Origin of the sequence: Rhodanobacter ginsengiterrae, from assembly GCF_050026815.1 — a bacterium.
GTDB classification, from domain to species: domain Bacteria; phylum Pseudomonadota; class Gammaproteobacteria; order Xanthomonadales; family Rhodanobacteraceae; genus Rhodanobacter; species Rhodanobacter ginsengiterrae.
Genome location: NZ_JALBWO010000057.1, coordinates 423,039 through 442,209 on the forward strand (window position 1 = coordinate 423,039; position 19,171 = coordinate 442,209).

General features: G+C 66.9%; 16 protein-coding genes. 9 read left to right on the forward strand and 7 right to left on the reverse strand.

Features of this window, described 5'->3' with window-relative positions; genetic code table 11:
* Window positions 1-6: 6 nt before the first annotated feature.
* From ACQGNJ_RS16935 to ACQGNJ_RS16950, 4 genes are read right to left on the reverse strand one after another with little or no spacing between them, the layout of a single operon-like run.
* Window positions 7-1,041, reverse strand: a complete 1,035-nt coding sequence (locus ACQGNJ_RS16935; RefSeq protein ID WP_426690415.1) for an HlyD family secretion protein — start codon at window positions 1,039-1,041, stop codon at window positions 7-9.
* Between the two features lie 9 nt (window positions 1,042-1,050).
* On the reverse strand, window positions 1,051-1,251 hold the full coding sequence (locus ACQGNJ_RS16940) for a DUF1656 domain-containing protein (protein ID WP_426690416.1): 201 nt from the start codon (window positions 1,249-1,251) through the stop codon (window positions 1,051-1,053).
* Window positions 1,241-3,370, reverse strand: a complete 2,130-nt coding sequence (locus ACQGNJ_RS16945; protein WP_426690417.1) for an FUSC family protein — start codon at window positions 3,368-3,370, stop codon at window positions 1,241-1,243. Before ACQGNJ_RS16945 ends, ACQGNJ_RS16940 begins: the two co-directional genes overlap by 11 nt.
* A 3-nt stretch (window positions 3,371-3,373) precedes the next feature.
* Window positions 3,374-3,874 carry a MarR family transcriptional regulator gene (locus ACQGNJ_RS16950; RefSeq protein ID WP_426690418.1) on the reverse strand — a complete coding sequence of 167 codons (501 nt, stop codon included), beginning with the start codon at window positions 3,872-3,874 and terminating at the stop codon, window positions 3,374-3,376.
* 216 nt (window positions 3,875-4,090) lie between these two features.
* Between ACQGNJ_RS16950 and ACQGNJ_RS16955 the strand changes: the two genes are divergently transcribed.
* Complete coding sequence (locus ACQGNJ_RS16955) at window positions 4,091-7,624, forward strand: patatin-like phospholipase family protein (protein ID WP_426690419.1); 3,534 nt, start codon at window positions 4,091-4,093, stop codon at window positions 7,622-7,624.
* Window positions 7,625-7,643: 19 nt separating this feature from the next.
* Here the strand turns inward: ACQGNJ_RS16955 and ACQGNJ_RS16960 are convergent, their stop codons facing one another.
* Both ACQGNJ_RS16960 and ACQGNJ_RS16965 read right to left on the reverse strand, forming a co-directional pair.
* Window positions 7,644-8,045 carry a DUF4156 domain-containing protein gene (locus tag ACQGNJ_RS16960; protein ID WP_426690420.1) on the reverse strand — a complete coding sequence of 134 codons (402 nt, stop codon included), beginning with the start codon at window positions 8,043-8,045 and terminating at the stop codon, window positions 7,644-7,646.
* A gap of 142 nt (window positions 8,046-8,187) precedes the next feature.
* On the reverse strand, window positions 8,188-11,070 hold the full coding sequence (locus ACQGNJ_RS16965) for a M16 family metallopeptidase (RefSeq protein WP_426690421.1): 2,883 nt from the start codon (window positions 11,068-11,070) through the stop codon (window positions 8,188-8,190).
* 271 nt (window positions 11,071-11,341) lie between these two features.
* On the opposite strand from ACQGNJ_RS16965, the gene ACQGNJ_RS16970 reads away from it, so the two are divergent.
* The 7 genes from ACQGNJ_RS16970 to ACQGNJ_RS17000 all read left to right on the forward strand — a co-directional run bounded on the left by ACQGNJ_RS16970 (window position 11,342) and on the right by ACQGNJ_RS17000 (window position 16,302).
* Complete coding sequence (locus tag ACQGNJ_RS16970) at window positions 11,342-11,563, forward strand: hypothetical protein (RefSeq protein ID WP_426690422.1); 222 nt, start codon at window positions 11,342-11,344, stop codon at window positions 11,561-11,563.
* Window positions 11,564-11,608: 45 nt separating this feature from the next.
* Window positions 11,609-12,079, forward strand: a complete 471-nt coding sequence (locus ACQGNJ_RS16975; RefSeq protein WP_426690423.1) for a tRNA (cytidine(34)-2'-O)-methyltransferase — start codon at window positions 11,609-11,611, stop codon at window positions 12,077-12,079.
* Between the two features lie 27 nt (window positions 12,080-12,106).
* Window positions 12,107-12,757 carry a ubiquinone biosynthesis accessory factor UbiJ gene (locus ACQGNJ_RS16980; protein ID WP_426690424.1) on the forward strand — a complete coding sequence of 217 codons (651 nt, stop codon included), beginning with the start codon at window positions 12,107-12,109 and terminating at the stop codon, window positions 12,755-12,757.
* A complete protein-coding gene (ubiB, locus tag ACQGNJ_RS16985) occupies window positions 12,754-14,403 on the forward strand; it encodes a ubiquinone biosynthesis regulatory protein kinase UbiB (RefSeq protein WP_426690425.1) in 1,650 nt (549 codons plus the stop codon). Before ACQGNJ_RS16980 ends, ubiB begins: the two co-directional genes overlap by 4 nt.
* A gap of 90 nt (window positions 14,404-14,493) precedes the next feature.
* Window positions 14,494-15,198 carry a pseudouridine synthase gene (locus tag ACQGNJ_RS16990; RefSeq protein WP_426690426.1) on the forward strand — a complete coding sequence of 235 codons (705 nt, stop codon included), beginning with the start codon at window positions 14,494-14,496 and terminating at the stop codon, window positions 15,196-15,198.
* A gap of 88 nt (window positions 15,199-15,286) precedes the next feature.
* Window positions 15,287-15,709, forward strand: a complete 423-nt coding sequence (gene arfB / locus ACQGNJ_RS16995) for an alternative ribosome rescue aminoacyl-tRNA hydrolase ArfB (RefSeq protein WP_426690427.1) — start codon at window positions 15,287-15,289, stop codon at window positions 15,707-15,709.
* Window positions 15,706-16,302: a lysophospholipid acyltransferase family protein gene (locus ACQGNJ_RS17000; RefSeq protein WP_426690428.1), complete on the forward strand. Its 597-nt coding sequence runs from the start codon at window positions 15,706-15,708 to the stop codon at window positions 16,300-16,302. Before arfB ends, ACQGNJ_RS17000 begins: the two co-directional genes overlap by 4 nt.
* Window positions 16,303-16,368: 66 nt before the next feature.
* Here the strand turns inward: ACQGNJ_RS17000 and ACQGNJ_RS17005 are convergent, their stop codons facing one another.
* Window positions 16,369-17,409, reverse strand: coding sequence for a LysR family transcriptional regulator (locus tag ACQGNJ_RS17005; RefSeq protein WP_426690429.1), 1,041 nt, complete (start codon window positions 17,407-17,409; stop codon window positions 16,369-16,371).
* A gap of 123 nt (window positions 17,410-17,532) precedes the next feature.
* Here ACQGNJ_RS17005 and aceB point away from each other — a divergent pair, with 123 nt between their 5' ends.
* Window positions 17,533-19,161, forward strand: coding sequence for a malate synthase A (gene aceB / locus ACQGNJ_RS17010; RefSeq protein ID WP_426690430.1), 1,629 nt, complete (start codon window positions 17,533-17,535; stop codon window positions 19,159-19,161).
* Window positions 19,162-19,171: the final 10 nt, after the last annotated feature.

Below are 19,171 nucleotides of genomic sequence, written 5' to 3' on the forward strand. Positions count from 1 at the left end.
ACGACATCAGCCGCCGGTGCCGGCATGCACCGGTTCGCTACGGGCCGGGGCACGCGGCCGCACTTCGATGGTGGCGGTCATGCCGGCGGCGAGCAGGGTGTCGGCCGGCAGCTGGCTGGTGTCGATCGCGATGCGCACCGGCACGCGCTGGGCCAGCCGTACCCAGTTGAAGGTGGGGTTGACGTCGGCCAGCAGGTCGCTGCCGGTGGGATTGTCGCTGTCGGTGATGCCGTGGGCGACGCCGCTGATCGAGCCTTTCAGGTGCACGCCGCCGGCCATCAGGCGGATGTCGACCGGATCGCCCACACGCAGCTGCGGCAGCTTGGTTTCCTCGAAATAGCCGTAGATGTAATAGCTGTGGCTGTCGATCAGGGCGAGGCGCGGGATGCCGGTGGCGGCGTAGTCGCCCGCGCGGATGTCGAGATTGGTGACATAACCGGCCACCGGCGCGCGCACGTCGGTGCGCTCGAGATTGAGCCGCGCCTGATCCAGCGCGACCCGCGCCTGCTCGACGGCCGCCTGTGCCTGCTCGCGCGCGGCCGATGCCTGATGGCCGCCGGCCTGCGCCTGCTGCCAGGTGGCCTGGGCGGAATGGGCGGCGGACTGCGCGTCGCTGCGCACCTCCTCCGCGATCACGTCACCGAGACGCTGGCGTCGCGAAGCCTCTTTCGCGCGCATGTCGTAATCGGCCTTGCGCGCCGCCGCCGTCGCCAGCGCGGCGTTGATGTTGGCACCGGCCGCGCGGGCGCTGGCTTCGGCGGCATCCAGGTTGGCCTGCGCCTGATCCACCGCGTAGCGGAAGCGCGCCGGATCGATGCCGAACAGCACGTCGCCCTTGTGCACGAACTGGTTGTCGAGCACGGCGACGCGGGTGACCAGACCGGACACGTCCGGCGCCACCCGTACCACCTCGGCACGCACGCGGCCGTCGCGCGTCCACGGCGAATACAGGTACTGCTTCCACAACGCATGGCCAAGCAGCACGGCAATGACGACCACCGCGGCGGTGATCAGGAAGCGCAACAATGACTGGACTTTCATGGGATGACTTCAGCGAAGCAGCAGGAGTCCGGCGGCGCCGAACAGACAGACGAACAAGGCAAACCGGAACAGCGACGGATGCCAGACATGGCGATACAGGCCGAAGCGACCGACCACCATGTCGATCAGCACCATCAGCAACAGGCAGCCGAGGAACACCGGCAACAGCCCGGGCAGCAGCACGCCACGGAAAGCGACTTCATGCGGCATGGCCAGACCCCGGCAAAGACGGGTGGGAGGGCGATGGCATATGCAGAGCCATCGGCGATTCATCATCGTGCAGCGCACTGCGCAGCTGAAACAGATGTTGGCGCACCGTCGGCATGGCCGCAGCCGACGTGATCGCCGCGCCCACTGCCGCGTCGGCTTCGCGCCAGCGCGCCGCCGCCGGCTGGCGATACAACCGGGCCACCGTCTGCAAGGCGACGTTCACGACGTCGCAAACCGCCCCCGCCACACGCCGGCCATCGGCCAGATCCTGGCGCAACTCCAGCACCGCGCGGCCGCTCTCCTGCACCGCCAGCCCCCATGCCAGCAGGCTGCGCGATTCGTCACTGCCCGGCCGCGTATGCGTCACCATCTGCTGGAACAGGTCGCGGCTGACGCTTTCGAAGCGCCAGGCCAGCCCTTCCAGCGGCGCACTCGCCGCCAATGCCACCAGTTCGCGCAAGCGGCGCAACTGCCGCCCGCGTTGCCAGCCGGTGCCGGTCACCGCCGGCACGAACACGAACGCGATGCCCGACAGTGCGATGCCGGCGACTTGCGCGATCGCATCATTCAGGAAATGCGTGGGGTCGTACACCATCGGATTCTTCAGCGCGAGGATGTAGACGAAGCCGAGCGTGTAACCCGCGCCCACACCAGGCAGCGTGTCACGCGTGCTGAGGTAGGGCCCGATCAGCAGGAACGCCGCGCTGACCGCAACCAGGCTGGGGAAGCCATCGCTGCCGGGCATCAGCCAGAACACCACCAGGAACGCGCCCAGCATGCCGGCGGCATAGCCGTACAGGGTCTGCGTGGCGGCGCCGACCGGATTCGGCGAGGCGGCCAGCAGGCCGCTGAAGATCGTCGCCAGCAACATCGCGCTGGCGCCAAACGCCCAGCCGCTGGCCAGCCAGAACGCGCTGAGCGTCGCCATGGTGAGGAAGGTGCGCAGCACCGCGATCGCCGCGCCGGGAAGGTCGTTGCCGCGACGAAAATGCACGCGCTCCACGCTGCCGCGCGTCTGCGTGCCGCCCAGCGAACCTTCCAGCGCCGCGAAGTCGCGCAACTCGACCGCGAAACGCTGCAGCAAGGCCGCGCCGGTATCGAATTCCAGTTCGGCCAGCGGCGTGCCCAGCGGCTCGCGCAAGGCCGCAGCCTGCACCGGCAACTGCGTCATGCATGCGGTCAGGCGCTCGGCAAGAACGCTCGTCTGATGCCGCAGCGCCAGCGCGGGCGACAGCGCCGTGCCAATCGGCCGATACAGCATGATCAGGGCATCGGCAGCGCGTTGACCGCCGCTGCGCTGCAGCCGGTTGATCAGATGATGCAGCGACTGGAAGCTGGTGGCAGCCGACATGTAGCGCTGGTTGAGCAGGCGCATGCGGGCGCTGCGTGCGTGCACTTCCGGATCCTCGAATACCACCGAGGCGCGCATGTCCTCCAGTTGCACCGCGGCGCGCACGAACGCGAGATGCGCCTGCTCCATCCGGGCCCGCGGGATGCTGCCGCCGGTGCTGTCGCGCACGAAGTCGATGAACTGCGCGAACTGCCGGCGTGCATTCTGCCGCAACAGCGGGCGCAGCCGTTGCGGCCATACCAGGTCGCTGACCACCGCAGCCACCAGGATACCGAGCAACACCTCGCTGACACGCATCACCGCGGTGTCGAACACATGGAGCGGGTTGGTGATCGCCGGCAGCGTGACGATCGCGGCCGTATAGCCGGCCAGCACGAAACCATACGACATGAAGTTGCGGTGCAGCATGGCGCCACCCGCGCACAACGCGACCCACAGCGACAGGCTCAGCAGGAACAGCTCGCGTTGCTGCGGGAACAGCGCCAGCAGCAGCAGTCCGCACACACTGCCCGCCAGCGTGCCGATCGCACGGTAGAAGCTCTTCGCCAGCACCATGCCGCTGTGCGGGTTCATCACGATCGCGACCGTGATCATGGCGGTCGCCGGCTGTTCCAGTTGCAGCCACATCGCCAGCCACGCGGCGATATAGATGGCCAGCAGCGACTTGCCCACGAAGATCCAGGCGCGCCGCTCGCCGGCGAGAAAGTCGGCCAGCCACGACCAGCGCGGCGGCAACGGGGCGGAGGCGATGGGGGAAGCGACGGACACGATTCAGGCCGGACCGAGATGATCCAGAAATTTCTTCAGCAGCTTTTCCAGCTGCGCCATCTCGCGCGGCTGCAACGCGGTGGCCTGGCGTTCCAGCAGGCTGCAGACATCGGGCAGGAAGCTCTCGATCATCGCGATACCGGCCTTGGTCAAGCCAAGCGCAATCTTGCGACGATCCTCCTTGCTGGCTGTCCGCCGGATCAGTCCGCGGTCGCAAAGACCGTTGGTCAGTCGCGTGATGTTGGCGGCCTTCTCGCCCGCCGCCTCGGCCAGCTGCGAGGGATTGAGCGTATAGCCCTCGGTGCCGTACAGCATCATCAGCAGATTGTATTCCGGATGATTGATGCCCCATGGCTTGAGCGATGCGTTGGCGTCGTCATGCACACGCCGGTAGATGTGCTTGACCAGCCGCACCAGCACCGCCGGCTCGCGGGGGAAGGCCGGATGACGGCGACAGGTGACGGCCAGCCGCTGCTCGGTGGGGGCAAAACTGTTGCTGATCATAGTTATTGATGCCACGTATGTAATACATTTATGTACTATCAAGATGTGAATGATATGCCGGATGCCGGCGGCTTGACAAGAGGCGTGGCGGTGTCTGCAATGAACACGCCAACTCGCCAGTTCCAGCGAGCCCTTGTCGGCACTTGCCGGCGGCCGATCGCTGGCGCATAACCTCACCCGCTGCATGCAAGGACAGCAACGCCCGGGGAGAGCGCCATGATTCAGATCAGGGAAGCACCGACGCCGCTCGACACGCCGGCCTCGCCGGAGCAGCTGCTGCTCGACACGCGGCGCGAGCGCGCCGGCGTGGAGCGCCAGGCCCCTGCCATCGGCCTGGCGCTGTCCGGCGGCGGCGTGCGCAGCGCCACGTTCTGCCTGGGCCTGTTGCGCGCGCTGGCGCGCAACGGCGTGCTGCACCGCTTCGATTACCTGTCGACCGTGTCCGGCGGCGGCTATGTCGGCGCCGCGTTTGGACGTCTGTTCAATCCGGCCACGACGCCGCAGCAGGTCGAGCAAGGCCTGGCCAATGATCGTTCGCTGCTGCTGTGGTGGTTGCGCAGCAATGGTCGCTATCTGACACCCGCCGGCGCCGGCGATCTGCTGCAAGCCGCCGCGGGACAGTTGCGCGGCTTCGTGGCCACCCAGTTCGAGATCGCGGTGTTGCTCGCGCTGGCGGCATCTGCCGTGGTGCTGCCGCACCTGATCTGCTATCCGCTCTACGCGCAGCACCTGCCGTGGCTGACGGTGAATCTGTGGTGGCTGGGGCTGGCCCCGCTCGGCTGGCTGGCAGCGGCCTGTGCGTTCGCCTACTGGTGGTCGCGCGACCCGGAAGACGGCTCGATGGCCGGCGACCTGACCATCGTCGCTGTCACCACCGCGCTCGGCGGCTATCTGTTGTGGCAGGCCTGCCCGCTCGATGCGCGACACGGCCCGGGCCTGTTGCTGCTCACCGGCCTGGTGCTGCTGGCCATTCCGCTGGCATGGTTGTGGACGCGGATTCGCGGCAATCACCCCGCCGAGGCTCGGGTGCAATACACCATCAGCCTCACCTCGGTGCTGAAGGGTGTGCTGCTTCTGCTGCTGCTCGGCACCGCCGATCTGCTCGGCTGGTTCCTGGCATGGATGCTGCAGTCCGGCGCATGGCACCAGCCGGCGTGGAGCGGCGCGGGCCTGGTTGCGCTGCTGGTGGCGGTGGCGCGCTTCGCCTTGCCGGCACTGCAGCCGCGCAACGACAAGCCCAGTCTGGCGCGCCTGCCACTCGCCCTGATCGCCAACCTGTGTGGCTTGCTGCTGCTCGGCGTGCTGGTGCTGTTCTGGTTGAGCGCACTGCAATATCTGCTGTTTTTCATGGGTGCCGCCACATCGGCCTCGACGGCTTGGTGGCGCTGGCTGGCGGTGGTGGTGCCCTGCCTTGCGTATGTGGCGGTGACCGGACGCAACCTGCAGGCGATCAACCGCTCGTCGCTGCACGCGTTCTACCGCTCGCGCATCGCGCGCACCTATGTCGCGGTGGGCAACCAGCCCGCCGGCGCCGCGGGCGCCACGCGCTTCCCGACGTCGCCACTGCAGTCGAAGGACTCCGCCACCGCACAGGCGGTGATCAAGGTCACCGAGCTGCTCGATCACGACGATGTGGCGTTTACGGATTACGCGCCGCACCGGCACGGCGGCCCGATTCATCTGATCAACTGCTGCATCAACCAGACCATCGACGATCGCACCGAGGCCTTCAACGCCGACCGCAAGGGCATCTGCCTGACCGTCGGCCCGTTCGGCGTGGAGACCGGCACCCAGCCGGCGCAGGCACTCCCCGCCGAGGCAGGCGCGCCGTTGCAGGGCACCACGCTGGCCGAGTGGATCGCCATTTCCGGTGCCGCCGCCGGCTCCGGCATGGGCTCGATGACCCGGCCCGGGGTGGCGGTGCTCACCTTTCTCAGTGGCTTCCGTCTTGGCTACTGGTGGCGCAACCGACTCGGCAAGCCTGCGCTCTCATGGTCGTGGCTGGGCAAGTCGCGCGCGGCACTGCAGGAAATGCTGGCGCGCTTTCCCGGCCTGCAGGGTCCGGTGTGGTACGTGTCCGACGGCGGGCATTTCGACAACACCGGCGTTTACGCCCTGCTCAAGCGCGAGCTGAAGTTGATCGTGCTGGCCGATTGCGGCGCCGACCCGAACTATCTGTTCGCGGACGCCGAAAACCTGGCCCGCAAGGCACGCATCGACTATGCCGCCAGCATCGAATTCATCGACCCCGCCACATTGCCTGCGGATCGCATCGATCCGGCACTGCTGGCCAGGCTCGGCACCCCGGACAACGTGATGCCGGGGCCTGGCGCGCAAAGCCTGCTGCTTGCCCGCATCCGCTATCGCAGCGGCAACACCGGCGCCTTGCTGGTGGTGAAGCCGCGCCAGCCGACGGATTCGCCGCTGGACCTGGTCGGCTATGCCAATCGCGACGTGAGTTTCCCGCAGCAAGGCACCGGGGATCAGTTCTTCGACGAGGCGCAATGGGAAAGCTACTGCCAGCTCGGTGAATTGCTGGGCCGGCCGCTCGATCGCGCGGCGCTCGAGGCGCTTCCTGCGCTTGCCCTGCAAGGCGACGCCGCCAGCATCGGGCCGCTGGCGCCGGAGGTGCAGAAGAGCGCGATGTCGCTGCGCCAGCGGGTTACCGCCACCGTCGGCGCATCGCTCGGCTTGAGTGCGATCGTCGGCCTGGCGCTGGCCGGCTGGCAGGCATGGGACGCCCATCTGCAGCAGGGTATCGCGCAGCAGAAGCTGGTCACCGATGCGGCCCGCGACCTGGGCAGGTCGATCGGCAGCGATGCCAGCTTCGACGCGGCCATGGATGCGTCGGTGCAGTTGTTCCGTTCGCAGGCGGGAGCACCGCCGTACCCCGATTCGATTCGCCTGATGGTGGACAGTCTGGCCGATGCATTGCAGGCGAAATGCGCCGACCTGGCGCCCGGCAAGCTCGCCACCGCCTGCAACAACGATCTGACCATGCTGGGCGACGGGCCGTCGCTGACCTCATGGGACCGTGCCATGGTCGGCTACCGCGACTGGCCGCCGAGGGTGGCGCTCGACCCCGATGCAGCCATCGCCACCAACACGGTGCCTGTAACGGCCGTGAGCACGACGGCCGCGCCGACGAAGTCCGCAGCGATCGCCACGGCGGCGGCGCCCATCGAAAGCATGTCCGGTGACGTGCCGCAAATGGCGGCGCCGCCGCCATCCGCGCCGATGGCGGCACCACCGATCGAAGCACCGGAAACTTCGAGCGGCAGTCCGGACCGGCCGCATGCGGAAAGCCCTGGCGCGGAATCCGCCACGGCGGCGGCGCCTGCCCCGCCGCACGCCGATCCCGCCGCGCTAGCCGACGCGGCGCGCCGCGCCTGTACCCAGGGGGTTTCGCGCCGCTTCATCGTCTACACGCAGATCTACGACGAAGCCGAACGCGCCAGCGCCGAAGCCCTGTTGCCGCAGTTGCGCGATCTCGGCGTGGCCACTCCCGGCATCGAGAACGTCACGGCCAGTGCGGCCAGCCATGGCCGCACGCTGCCGTTCCAGTGGCATGCGCCCACCGTGCTCTACAGCGGCGCCGGCACCGCCTGCGCTTCGGCCATCAGCACGTGGCTTGATGCAACCCGGCCATTCACCTCGACCAGGGCCGCCCAGGCCGTGCCGTTCCCGCTATCCATCCGCGGCGAACCCAACGTGATCGAGTTGTGGATTCCCGCGACGACCCGGCCCTGACCAGCGCACGCCAAGGGGCTCAGTGCTGGATCGGAAAGGTCTGCGCATTGCCGGAAGCCGAGCCCGGAGAAGGATTGGTCGGCGCCGGGGTAGCCGCCGGCACGCGCGCACCACACTGATACGCCCCCCACGGCTGCGAACCATCGGCAGGTTCGGCCAGTGGCTTGATGGTGTCGGCGTGCATCTTGGCCGCTTCGTTGCGGGCCAGCACTTCCAGTTCGTCGCGCACCCTGATGTCGTTGCGGTCGACCGGACCGACATGGTCCATCACCGAAACGGTGACCTTGCCCAGGTCACGACAGGCAGATACATCACCGCTCCAGGCGGTGCGCACGTTCTTCGCCGCCGGATCCATGGTGATGCCCCAGTTGCAGGCACTCAGCAGCAACACGGGGGCGAGCAACAGCAGGGTCTTGCGCATGAAGGGCTCCGCAACAGTGACAGTGGATATGGAAGAGGCCGGACCTTGCGGCCCGGCCTCCATCCTAACGCGGTGACGCGGTCGCGTCCCGCGGCTGCAACACAAGGTGTGGCATCGGTTCATCCCGATGCTGCACCCATGTTCATTTGGCCGGCTTGTCGGCCACCGGCTTGCCATCGGCATCGAGCACCTGCACCTGGCCAAGCTTCAAGGCACGGATCGGCGCCTCGATTTTCGCCAGATCGCCAACGATCACCCAGGTCAGCTGGTCCGGATGGATGATCTGCTTCGCCGCCGCCTCGACCGAGACATCGCTCTGGCTTTCGATGCGCGACTTCAGGGTCTGCACGTAGTCGTCCGGACGGTGGTACAGGGCGATACCCTGCATCGCGCCCATTACCGCCGAGGTGGTCTGGTACTCGCCCGGCAGGCTGCGCACATCGCCGACCTTGACCTTGCTGATCTCGGCATCGGTCAGCGGCTTGTCGCCGATCACGCCGTTGGCTTCCTTGAGCATTTCGGCAATCGATGGCGCGGTCTTGTCGGTCTGCACCGGGGCGTACAGCATGAACGGGCGCTGCCCCACCGCGTTCTGCAGAAAGCTGAAGGCGCCGTAGGCCCAGTGCTTGTCCTCGCGCAGGTTCATGTTGAGGCGCGAGGTGAAGGTGCCGCCGAAGGCACCGTTCATGGTCTGGATTTCCAGATTGTTGGCCGCTTCGGTGGAAGGGGCCAGGCTGCCGGCGAGGATCAGGCTCTGCTGCGCTCCCGGGCGATCGACCAGGAACACGCGCACCTGCGGCGGTGGCGCGACCTTGCCGATGTTCTTCGCCGGCACCTTGCCGGTCGGTGCCTTCCAGTCGCCGAACGCCGCGTTCAACTGCGGGATGATCTTGTCCAGCGTGGTGTCGCCGGCAACCAGGATCTGCATGTTGTCCGGACGGATGTAATCGTCCATGAAGCTGCGCATGTCGGCGGCGGTCAGCGACTTGATCGAGGCCTCGGTGCCCGAACCGGTGAACGGGATGGCGTAGGCATGCCCCTTGCCGTACAGCAGTGGCGGCAGGGTGCGCAGGGCAATGCCGGTGGGCTGGCTCTTTTCCTGTGCGATACGCGCCAGCCACTGCCCGCGCAGGCGGCTGGTGTCGCCATCGCGGAACGCCGGGTTGCGCACGATGTCGGCGAACAGGTCGAGCGAGGGCTTGAGCTGGTCATCGAGTGCATTGAGCGAAGCGTTGCAGTAATCCAGCCCGCAGCCGCTGGCAATGATCGCGCCCAGGCGCTGCTTGCGCTTGGCGATCTCCACCGAATCCAGGCTCCTGGTACCTTCGTCGAGCATGTTCATGGTGAAGCTGGAGGTGCCCAGCTTGCGACCCTGGTCGGCGGCGAAACCCGCATCGAACAGCAACTGCAACTGCACCGCCGGCACCGTGTGGCGTTCGGCCAGAACCACCTCGATGCCGTTGTCGAGCTTGCCGCGCTGCAGCTTCGGGAAGCTGAGATCGGGGAAGCTGCTGACCGCGGGCACGCCCTTGCTGCGATCGACGTCGCTGGCCACCGTCTTGTAGTCACCCGTGGCCGAAAGCACCGGCGCCGGCACGCCCGTGGCCGCGGCACGACCGGCCATCTTGGCCATGTCGGTGGCATCGACCTTGCCCGGTACGACGGTCAAGGTGTAATCGCCCTTGCTGATCCACTTCTCGGCCACCGTGGTGACGCTGGCCGGGGTCGCCGCCATGAACGCGTTGAAGTCCTTCAGGTACTGCCCCGGATCGCCGTGATACAGCTGGCCCTGGGCCAGAATCGAGGCCTGCGTGTTGACCTTTTCCAGGCCGCGCACGAAGGAGGCCCGCGCCTCGGTCTTCACCCGCGCCAACTCGTCGGCGGTGGGGCCTTGCTTGAGGAATTTCTGCCATTCGTCGGCGATGGCGGCCTCGACCTTGTTCGGATCGACGCCCTTCTTCACGTCGACCTGCATTTCGAACATGCTGGCCAGCACGTGCTGGTCGACATCGACCGAAACGTCGTCGGCCAGCTTGTCCTGATAGACCAGCCGCTGGTACAGCCGCGAGGTCTTGCTGCCACCGAGCACGGCGGCAGCCAGTTCCAGCAGGGTTTCATCGTTGCTGCCCCGGCCCGGCACGTTCCACTCGCGGTAGATGCGCGTTTGCGCCACGTTGTCGGTCATCGTGCCGCGGGTGGAGCTGTCGCGCGCGGCGATCCACGGCTGCGGACGCGGCACCTGCGGGCCGGCGGCGATGTCGCCGAAGTACTTCTGCATCTTTTCCCGGGCTACTGCCGGCGTGATGTCGCCGGACAACACCACCACCGTGTTCGCCGCGCCGTAGTAGTCGCGGAACCACTGCTTGACGTCGCCGAGCGAGGCCGCGTTCAGATCATCCATCGAGCCGATGGTGTCGTGGTGATAGGGATGATTGGCCGGAAACGCCTCGGCCTGGATCAGTTCGCCGGCACGGCCGTAGGGCTGATTCTCGCCCTGGCGCTTTTCGTTCTGCACCACGCCGCGCTGCTCGTCCAGCTGCGGCTTGCCGATCGCGCCGAGCAGGTGGCCCATGCGGTCCGATTCCATCCACAACGCCATGTCCAGCGCGCTGGTCGGTACAGTCTCGAAGTAGTTGGTGCGGTCGAGCCAGGTGGTGCCGTTCTGGTCGGTGGCGCCGGCCAGCTCGAACGGCTTGAAGAATTCGTCCTTGTGGTTCTCCGAACCCTGGAACATCAGGTGCTCGAACAGATGCGCGAAACCCGTCTTGCCCTTGGGCTCGTAGGACGAGCCGACGTGATACCACACGCTGACGGCCACCACGGGCGCCTTGTGGTCTTCATGCACCACCACGGTCAGGCCGTTCGGCAGCGTGAAGCGGCTGTACGCAAGCTCGGGAATCTGCCGGGAAGCAGAAGCGGCGGAAATGGCCGCCGGGGCAGAGTCCGGAGCCGCCCATGCCAGCGGCACGCCGCCAGCCAGGGTGAGCGCGCCGGCAATCAGCAAGGCGAGTGGTTTCTTTGTCACGGTGAACCTCCTGTTTCACGGATAAGTCGCCACAGGCTAGCGGCGCGGGACAGGCCTAGCAAATGACTTGCGGCACGGTCGGCACCAGGCGTCCGCTGGCGTGTCCGACTGTCCGGTCGCGGTCGACGGCGGTGTCCGCGGACAAGACTCCCTCTTCCCTCTCCGCGTGACGCCACCGTGAAATCAATGGCTTGGAGCGCATGCAACCGTTGGCACGCGGATTGCTCTTGGCTCAGTGCAGGACTCTTCCCCCCACGTCGGAGACAAGCTCATGAAATTCGAAACCTTGATGTTGCGCGGCCTGTTCATCGCCTGCCTGGCGGTATGCGGACTGATCTTCGGGGCGATGCTGACGACCACCCCGGCTTCCGTGCAACTGGCGAGCGGCAACCATATCGGCGCGATCCTGCTGGCGGCGCCGACCAGCTGCGCACTGCCACCGGATGGCGTGATGTGCCCGCAGCTCGGCAAGGTGTCGGCGCTGAATGGTTGAGCCTGCGACGCACTGACCGCTGCGCTGGCGGGTGATAATGGGCCGATGCTCCATGTCATCCTGTTCAATCCCGAGATACCGCCGAACACCGGCAACGTGATTCGCCTGTGCGCGAACACCGGCGCCGCGCTGCATCTGATTCGTCCGCTGGGCTTCGAGCTCGACGATGCGCGCTTGCGCCGGGCTGGCCTGGACTACCACGAGTACGCCAGGGTCGCGGTGCACGACAACCTGGCCAGCTGTCTGGATGCCATCGGCACGCCGCGCGTGCTCGCCTTCACCACGCGCGGCCGCGTGGCCCATGTCGACGCCCGCTTCGCCGATGGTGACGCCTTGCTGTTCGGCTGTGAAACCGCCGGCCTGCCGGCGGACCTGCTGGAGACGATTCCGCCGCTGCAACGCCTGCGCCTGCCGATGTGCCCGGACAGTCGCAGCCTGAACCTGTCGAACACCGTCGCCGTGGCGGTTTACGAGGCATGGCGGCAGCTCGGCTTTCCCGGTGCCGCGGACGTCTGAGCCTGGCCGGCGGGCTACAATCGGCGGATGAACGCCGCCTCCCCCAACTCCTGGTTGCCGCAGCCGCTGCGCAAGCTTGCCGGCCGTGCGCTGGAAACCGCGCTGAACCACACCTTGTCGCTGGACCCCGATACGCAGCAGAAGCTGGCCGCGTTGAACGGGCGCAGCGTGCAATTGCACCTCCGCGGTCCGGAGATCGCCCTCGCCGTCACGGTCGAGGGCACCCGCCTGAAAGTGGGCCCCCCTCACGACGACAGTCAGCTCAAGGTCGCCGCCACGCCGGGCAGCCTGCTGGCAATGATGTTCCGCCGCGACGATGACGGCATCGCACCGGGCAAGGTGGACATTGCCGGTGACGCCGAACTGGCCCGCCGGCTGGAGAAGCTGGCCGGCAAATTCGCCCCCGATTTCGAGGAAGCGTTCGCACGCACGTTCGGCGATGTGCTCGGCGTGCCGCTGGCGAAGGCCGTGCGCACCGGCCTGGCCCACGCCCGCGAGACGACCAGCCATCTCACCGAGGACAGCGCGGACTGGTTGCGCGATGAAGTGCGCGTGGCGATGGCGCCGGGCGAGGTCGAAGGCTTCCTCGACGGCGTCGACGAGCTGCGCGAGCGCAGCGACCGACTGGAGTCGCGCGTGCAACGACTGTTGCAGCGCCTGCAAGGCAACCCCGCGTGACGCCGTTGAAGGTGGTCCCCCGCCTGCTGCGGGTCGCCTCGGTCTTGCTGGCATACCGGCTCGACGAGCTGGTCGACGCGGCGCATCTGTACCGCCCGCTGAAGTGGCTGCGGCCGCTGGTGGCGAAGCCGCGCGTCGATATCGGCGGATTGCCGCGGGGCGCACGCCTGCGTCATGCATTGACCGAGCTGGGGCCGATCTTCGTCAAGGCTGGCCAGGTGCTGTCGACCCGGCGCGACCTGGTGCCGGCCGACATCGCCGACGAGCTGGCGCTGTTGCAGGACCAGGTCGCGCCGTTCCCCGGCGCGGAAGCGCGGGTGATCGTCGAGCAGGAGCTGAAGCTTCCGATTGGCCTTCTATACGCCCAATTCGACGAAAGCCCGCTGGCTTCCGCCTCGATCGCCCAGGTGCATGCGGCCACCCTGCATGACGGCCGCGAGGTGGTGGTCAAGGTGCTGCGCCCCGGCATCGACGCACGGATCGTCCGTGACGTGAAGCTGCTGCGCTCGCTGGGCGAACTGGCCCAGCGCTGGCACCCTAACGCGGACAAGATTCGCCCGCTCGACGTGGTCGCCGAAGTCGAGAAGATGCTGGAGAACGAACTGGACCTGCAGCGCGAGGGCGCCAGCGCCAGCCTGCTCAAGCGCAACTTCGCCAGCGGCATGGATTTGTATGTCCCGACCGTGCACTGGGACCTCACCGCCACCCGCGTGCTGACGCTGGAGCGCGTGCACGGCATCAGCAGCGACGACATCGCCGCGATCGACGCCGCCGGGCTGGACCGCAAGGCACTCGCGGTCAAGGGCGTGCGGGTGTTCTACGAGCAGGTATTCCGCGACAACTTCTTCCACGCCGACGCGCACCCCGGCAACATCTGGGTCGACCCCGCGCGCACCGCCGAGCCGCGCTTCATCGCGCTGGATTTCGGCATCATGGGTTCGCTGCCCGAAGCCGACCAGTACTGGCTGGCGCAGAACTTCATCGCCCTGTTCGAACGTGACTACGCGCGCATCGCCAAGCTGCACGTAGACGCCGGCTGGATGCCGGCCGACGTGCGGCTGGATGAACTGGAAGCGGCGGTGCGCACGGTGTGCGAGCCGTACTTCACCAGGCCGCTGGCGCAGATCTCGCTGGCCGAGCTGGTGGTCAAGCTGTTCCAGACCGCGCGTCGCTTCGAGCTGACCCTGCAGCCGCAACTGATCCTGCTGCAGAAGACCCTGCTCAACATCGAGGGAGTCGGCCGCATGCTCGATCCGCAGATCGACATCTGGGCGGTGGCGCATCCGGTGCTCAAACGCATCCTGCGCGAGCGCTACAGTCCGCTGCGCACGCTGCGCGAGGTGCGCAAGCGGCTGCCGGAATGGCTGCATGAGGCACCGGAATTTCCCGGACTGGTGCGCGACGCGTTGCGCCAGGTCGGTCGCGGCGAACGACGCGCGCTGAGCGATCCGGCGGCGCTCAAGCTGATGCACGACAACGCGCAACGCCAGCACAAGCTGCTCGCCTGCTGCCTGCTCGGCGCTTCGCTGTTGATCGGTGCTGCGCTGCTGTGGACGTTGGCACCGCAACACGGCGTCTGGCCACCACTGTGCGCCGGCATGGTCGGGTTGCTCGCATTCACCATCGGCTGGCCTCGCTCCCGCTGATCGTAGGAGCGCACCCTGTGCGCGAGCTCTTTCGTCACGTTCACCGAGAAGCATGGCGCACTTCGGTGCGCTCCTACACGGAACCGGACCATGATCGAGATTCTCTACCAGGACGACGCACTGATTGCGGTGAACAAGCCCGCGAACCTCGCCGTGCATCGTTCGAAGATGGTCGGCAACGCCGAGGAATTCCTGATCGACCTGCTGCGCGAGCAGATCGGCGACAACGTGTATCTGGCGCACCGGCTCGATCGTGCCACCAGCGGCGTGCTGCTGGTCGCGCGCAGCAAGGAAGTCGCCGCTGCGCTGGGCGAGCAGTTCATGGGCCGCACGGTGCACAAGCAGTACCTCGTCGTGGTGCGCGGCTGGCCTGACCCGACGGAGGGCGTGGTCGATTACCCGCTGCCCGGCTCGCGTGAAAGCGGCCCGCGTCGCGAGGCGCGCACGCACTACCGACGGCTGGCCACGATCGAGGTGCCGATCGAGCTCGGCCGCTATCCGCAGCAACGCTATGCGCTGCTTCTGACCGAGCCGGAAAGCGGCCGCTTTCGCCAGATCCGCAAGCATCTGGCGCATATCCACCACCCGGTGATCGGCGACTGCCAGCACGGTCGCGGCGACCACAACCGGCTGTACAAGCAGCACTTCGGCTGCCACCGGATGCTGCTTCATGCCTGGCGGATCGATCTCGCCCACCCGCTGAGTGGCACACCGATGCGGATCGAGGCGCCACTGGATCAGGCGTACGTCGCGTTGCTTGATCGTTTCGGCTGGAGCCTGCCGACTGAGGAGTGAGTGCAAGAACCCCGCGCCCGCTTTTGACTTTCTCTCGTTTCTCACTCCTCGCTCCATCACTCACTTCCCGCTCCACTACACTCCCCGCATGTTGATCGTCAGCCGAGCCATATCCCTGCCCGAATCCGAACTGGTCGAGCGCTTCCTGCGCGCGGACGGCCCGGGCGGACAGCACGTGAACCGCACCGAAAGCGCAGTGGAGCTGCGCTTCGACGTGGTCAACTCGCCGTCGCTACCGGAGGAAATCCGCGAGCGCCTGCTGTCACGCCGCGACCGGCGGCTCACCGCCGAAGGCGTGCTGGTGATCCAGGGGCGCCGCTTTCGCGACCAGGTGCGCAATTGCGAGGACGTGCGCGAGCGGCTCGTCGAGATCATCTGCAGCGTGCTGGTGCCACCGAAGAAGCGCGTCGCCACCAAACCCACTCGCGCCTCGAAGGAACGCCGACTGGTCGGCAAGCAGCAACGCGGCCAGACCAAGCAGAATCGTTCGCGCAAGCCGGATCTCGAATGAAGGGACAACTTCCCCGCCCCGAGCAGTTGCCGCTGAACATGCCGCATCTGGCCGACAACTGGCGCCGCCGACTGTGTCGCGGCGTGCTGAGGCTGTGCGGCTGGAGCCTGGTCGGCGAGTTTCCCGACGTGCGCCGGGCGGTGCTGATCGCCGCGCCGCACTCATCGTGGTGGGACGGCGTATGGGGCTTGCTGCTGAAGGTCGGCATCGGCGCCGACATCCACTTCATGGGCAAGCAGGAACTGTTCCGCGGCCCGCTTGGCAAGGTGCTGCATCGACTCGGCGGCATGCCGATCGACCGCGGTGCCGCCAAGGGCGTGGTCGAGCAGATGATCGAGCAGCTGCAGCAACACGATGCACTGTGGCTTGGTATTGCGCCGGAAGGCACGCGCAAACCGGTGACTCGCTGGAAGAGCGGTTTCTGGCGCATCGCCCATGACGCCGGCGTGCCGATCGTCACCGCCTGGTTCAACTATCCGGACAAGACCATCGGCGTGGGTCCGCTGTTCCATACCAGCGACGACATGGAAGCGGACCTGCTGCGCCTGCGCGCGTTCTACGCGCCGTTCCGGGGCAAGCACCGCGACGTGTGACGCGATTCCGAAGAGAGGAAAAACCCGACGCCGAAGCCGCAGGTCATCCAGGCAGTCGGGGTGGCCTCAGCGCTGCGAGTGCCCGGGATCGTCGTGTTCGCGATGGGTCAGCAGACCCGGTCGAATCAGGTCGATGAACGCACGTGCCTCGGCGCTGAGGAACTTGCCCTTGCGCATCACCACGCCATAGCTGCGTTGGGGGAAGTACTGCTTCATGTTGCGCACGGCCAGACGACCGTGATCGGCTTCGGTGATGCAGATGCCGGTGACGATCGAGATGCCCATGCCCATCGCGACATATTCCTTGATCACGTCCCAGCCGCCCACCTCGATGGCCACGTGATATGGCACCTGACGCTGTTGGAATACCAGGTCGACCAGGCGGTAGGTGGACAGGCGTTGCGGCGGAAGAATCAGGCCGTACGGCGAAATATCCTCCAGCGTGATCTTGTCCTTCGCGGCCAGCGGATGATTCGGCGGCATGATCAGCATCGGGTCGTAGTGGTGCACCGGCGCCCAGGCGATGTCGTTGGGCACGTCGAGCATCGAGCCGACCGCGAAGTCGGCATCGTCGGCGCGCAGCATTGCCATGCCGTCCTTGCCGGTGACGTTGGCCAGTTGCAGTTGCACCGCCGGAAAGCGCTCGCGATAGCGCCGTACCAGTTCGGGCAGCAGGTATTGAATGGTCGAGGTACCCGCGGCGATGGTCAGCCTCCCGGCCTGCAAGCCCTTCACCTTGGCCTGGAAGTCGCGATCCAGCGTGTCCCAGCCCTCGACCAGCGGCCGCGCCAGCTCGTACAGCGCCTCGCCCGCATCGGTGAGATTGATGCGCCGACGGCGGCGCTCGACCAGGCTTACCCCGAGCTCCCGTTCCAGTGCCTGCAATTGCAGGCTGATCGTGGGCTGCGATACGTACAGCGCCTCGGCGGCGCGGGTCAGCGTGCCCAGCTTCACCACGCTGACGAAGGCACGCAGTTGCTTGTGACGGTTGCCCTTGTAGTAGAAACGACCGCCACTTTCAGCGGATGGATCACCGTCGCCGCGCTTTTTTGCTGCGCCGCGGCGTGTTTTTTTTGCCTTGTTCAGCGTATCGGCGGGCTTTTTCATGGATTGTTTTCAATTAGTTGAAGCACATATTGCCATTGCTCATAGTAATGATTGAAACATTCACTTTGTCAAATACATGATCTCTGCCCTAGCTTCGAGTCATCCACGACACGGAGCGAGCCCATGGCAGTACCGCAGGAACAACTCGATATCGGCACCGTCGAGATCCACGCCGACCACGCCGGTTACGAAGGCATCCTGACCCCCGCGGCACGGGGCTTCCTGGCCCGGCTGCATCGTCGGTTCGACGCCACCCGGCAGCGCCTGCTGCAGGCCCGGCGCGAGCGCCAGGCGGGTTACGACGCCGGCGGCCTGCCGGACTTCCGCGCCGACACGCTGGCGATCCGCGAATCGGACTGGAGCGTGGCCGCGATTCCGGCCGCGTTGCGGGATCGCCGGGTCGAGATCACCGGCCCGGTCGAACGCAAGATGATCATCAACGCGCTGAATTCCGGCGCCAGGGTGTTCATGGCCGACTTCGAGGATTCGTCGGCGCCGACCTTCGCCAACCAGCTCGACGGCCAGGTCAACCTGCGCGACGCGGTGAACGGCAGCATCGAGTTCCGCTCGCCCGAGGGCAAAAGCTATCGCGTCAACGACAACCCGGCCGTGCTGGTGGTGCGCCCGCGTGGCTGGCACCTGCACGACAAGTTCTTCAGCGTGGACGGCGAGCCGATGGCCGGCGCGCTGGTCGACTTCGGCCTGTTCGTGCTGCACAACGCCCGCACCCTGCACAGCCGCGACCGCGGCCCGTACTTCTACCTGCCCAAGCTCGAAGCGATGGAGGAAGCCGCGCTGTGGGACGCGGTGATGGCCGCGGCAGAGGACGAGTTGCAACTGCCGGTCGGCACGATGAAGGCCACCGTGCTGATCGAGACGCTGCCGGCGGCATTCCAGATGCACGAGATCCTGCATGCGCTGCGCCGCCGGGCGGTCGGCCTCAATTGCGGTCGCTGGGACTACATCTTTTCCTATCTGAAAACCCTGCGCGGCCATCGCGATCGCCTGCTGCCCGAACGCGGCCAGGTGCAGATGACCGCGCCGTTCCTGAAGGCCTATTCCGAGCTGCTGATCCAGACCTGCCACCGCCGCGGCGCGTTCGCGATGGGCGGCATGGCCGCGCAGATCCCGATCAAGGGCGACGAGGCGGCCAACGAAGCAGCACTGGCCAAGGTGCGCGCCGACAAGCTGCGCGAAGTGCAGGCCGGCCACGACGGCACCTGGGTCGCGCACCCGGCGCTGGTGCCGGTGGCGCAGCAGATCTTCGACGAACACATGCCGGCGGCAAACCAGCTTGGCGTGCTGCGCAAAGACGTGCAGGTCAGCCGCGAGCAGTTGCTCGCCGCACCGAACGGAACCATCACCCGCGCCGGTTTCGACAACAACGTCGAGGTCTGCCTGCGCTACACCGCCGCCTGGCTCGATGGCCTGGGCTGCGTGCCGATCCATCACCTGATGGAAGACGCCGCCACCGCCGAGATCGCCCGCGCCCAGTTGTGGCAGTGGCTGCATCACGCCGATGTTCCGGCCGGCGGGGCGCCAGCCGGGGGTGCCCTGGAATTTTCCGACCATGCGCCGATCGACTTCGCACTGTTCGACCAGGCCCTGGCCAGCCACACCCATCGCCTGCGTGACAGCCAGCATCCCGGCGCTGCCCGCGCCGACGCGGCCGCCGCCCTGCTTTCGACGATGACCCACGCCGCGGTACTCGGCGATTTCCTCACCCTGCCCGCCTACGACCAGCTCGCCTGATCACTCCTGA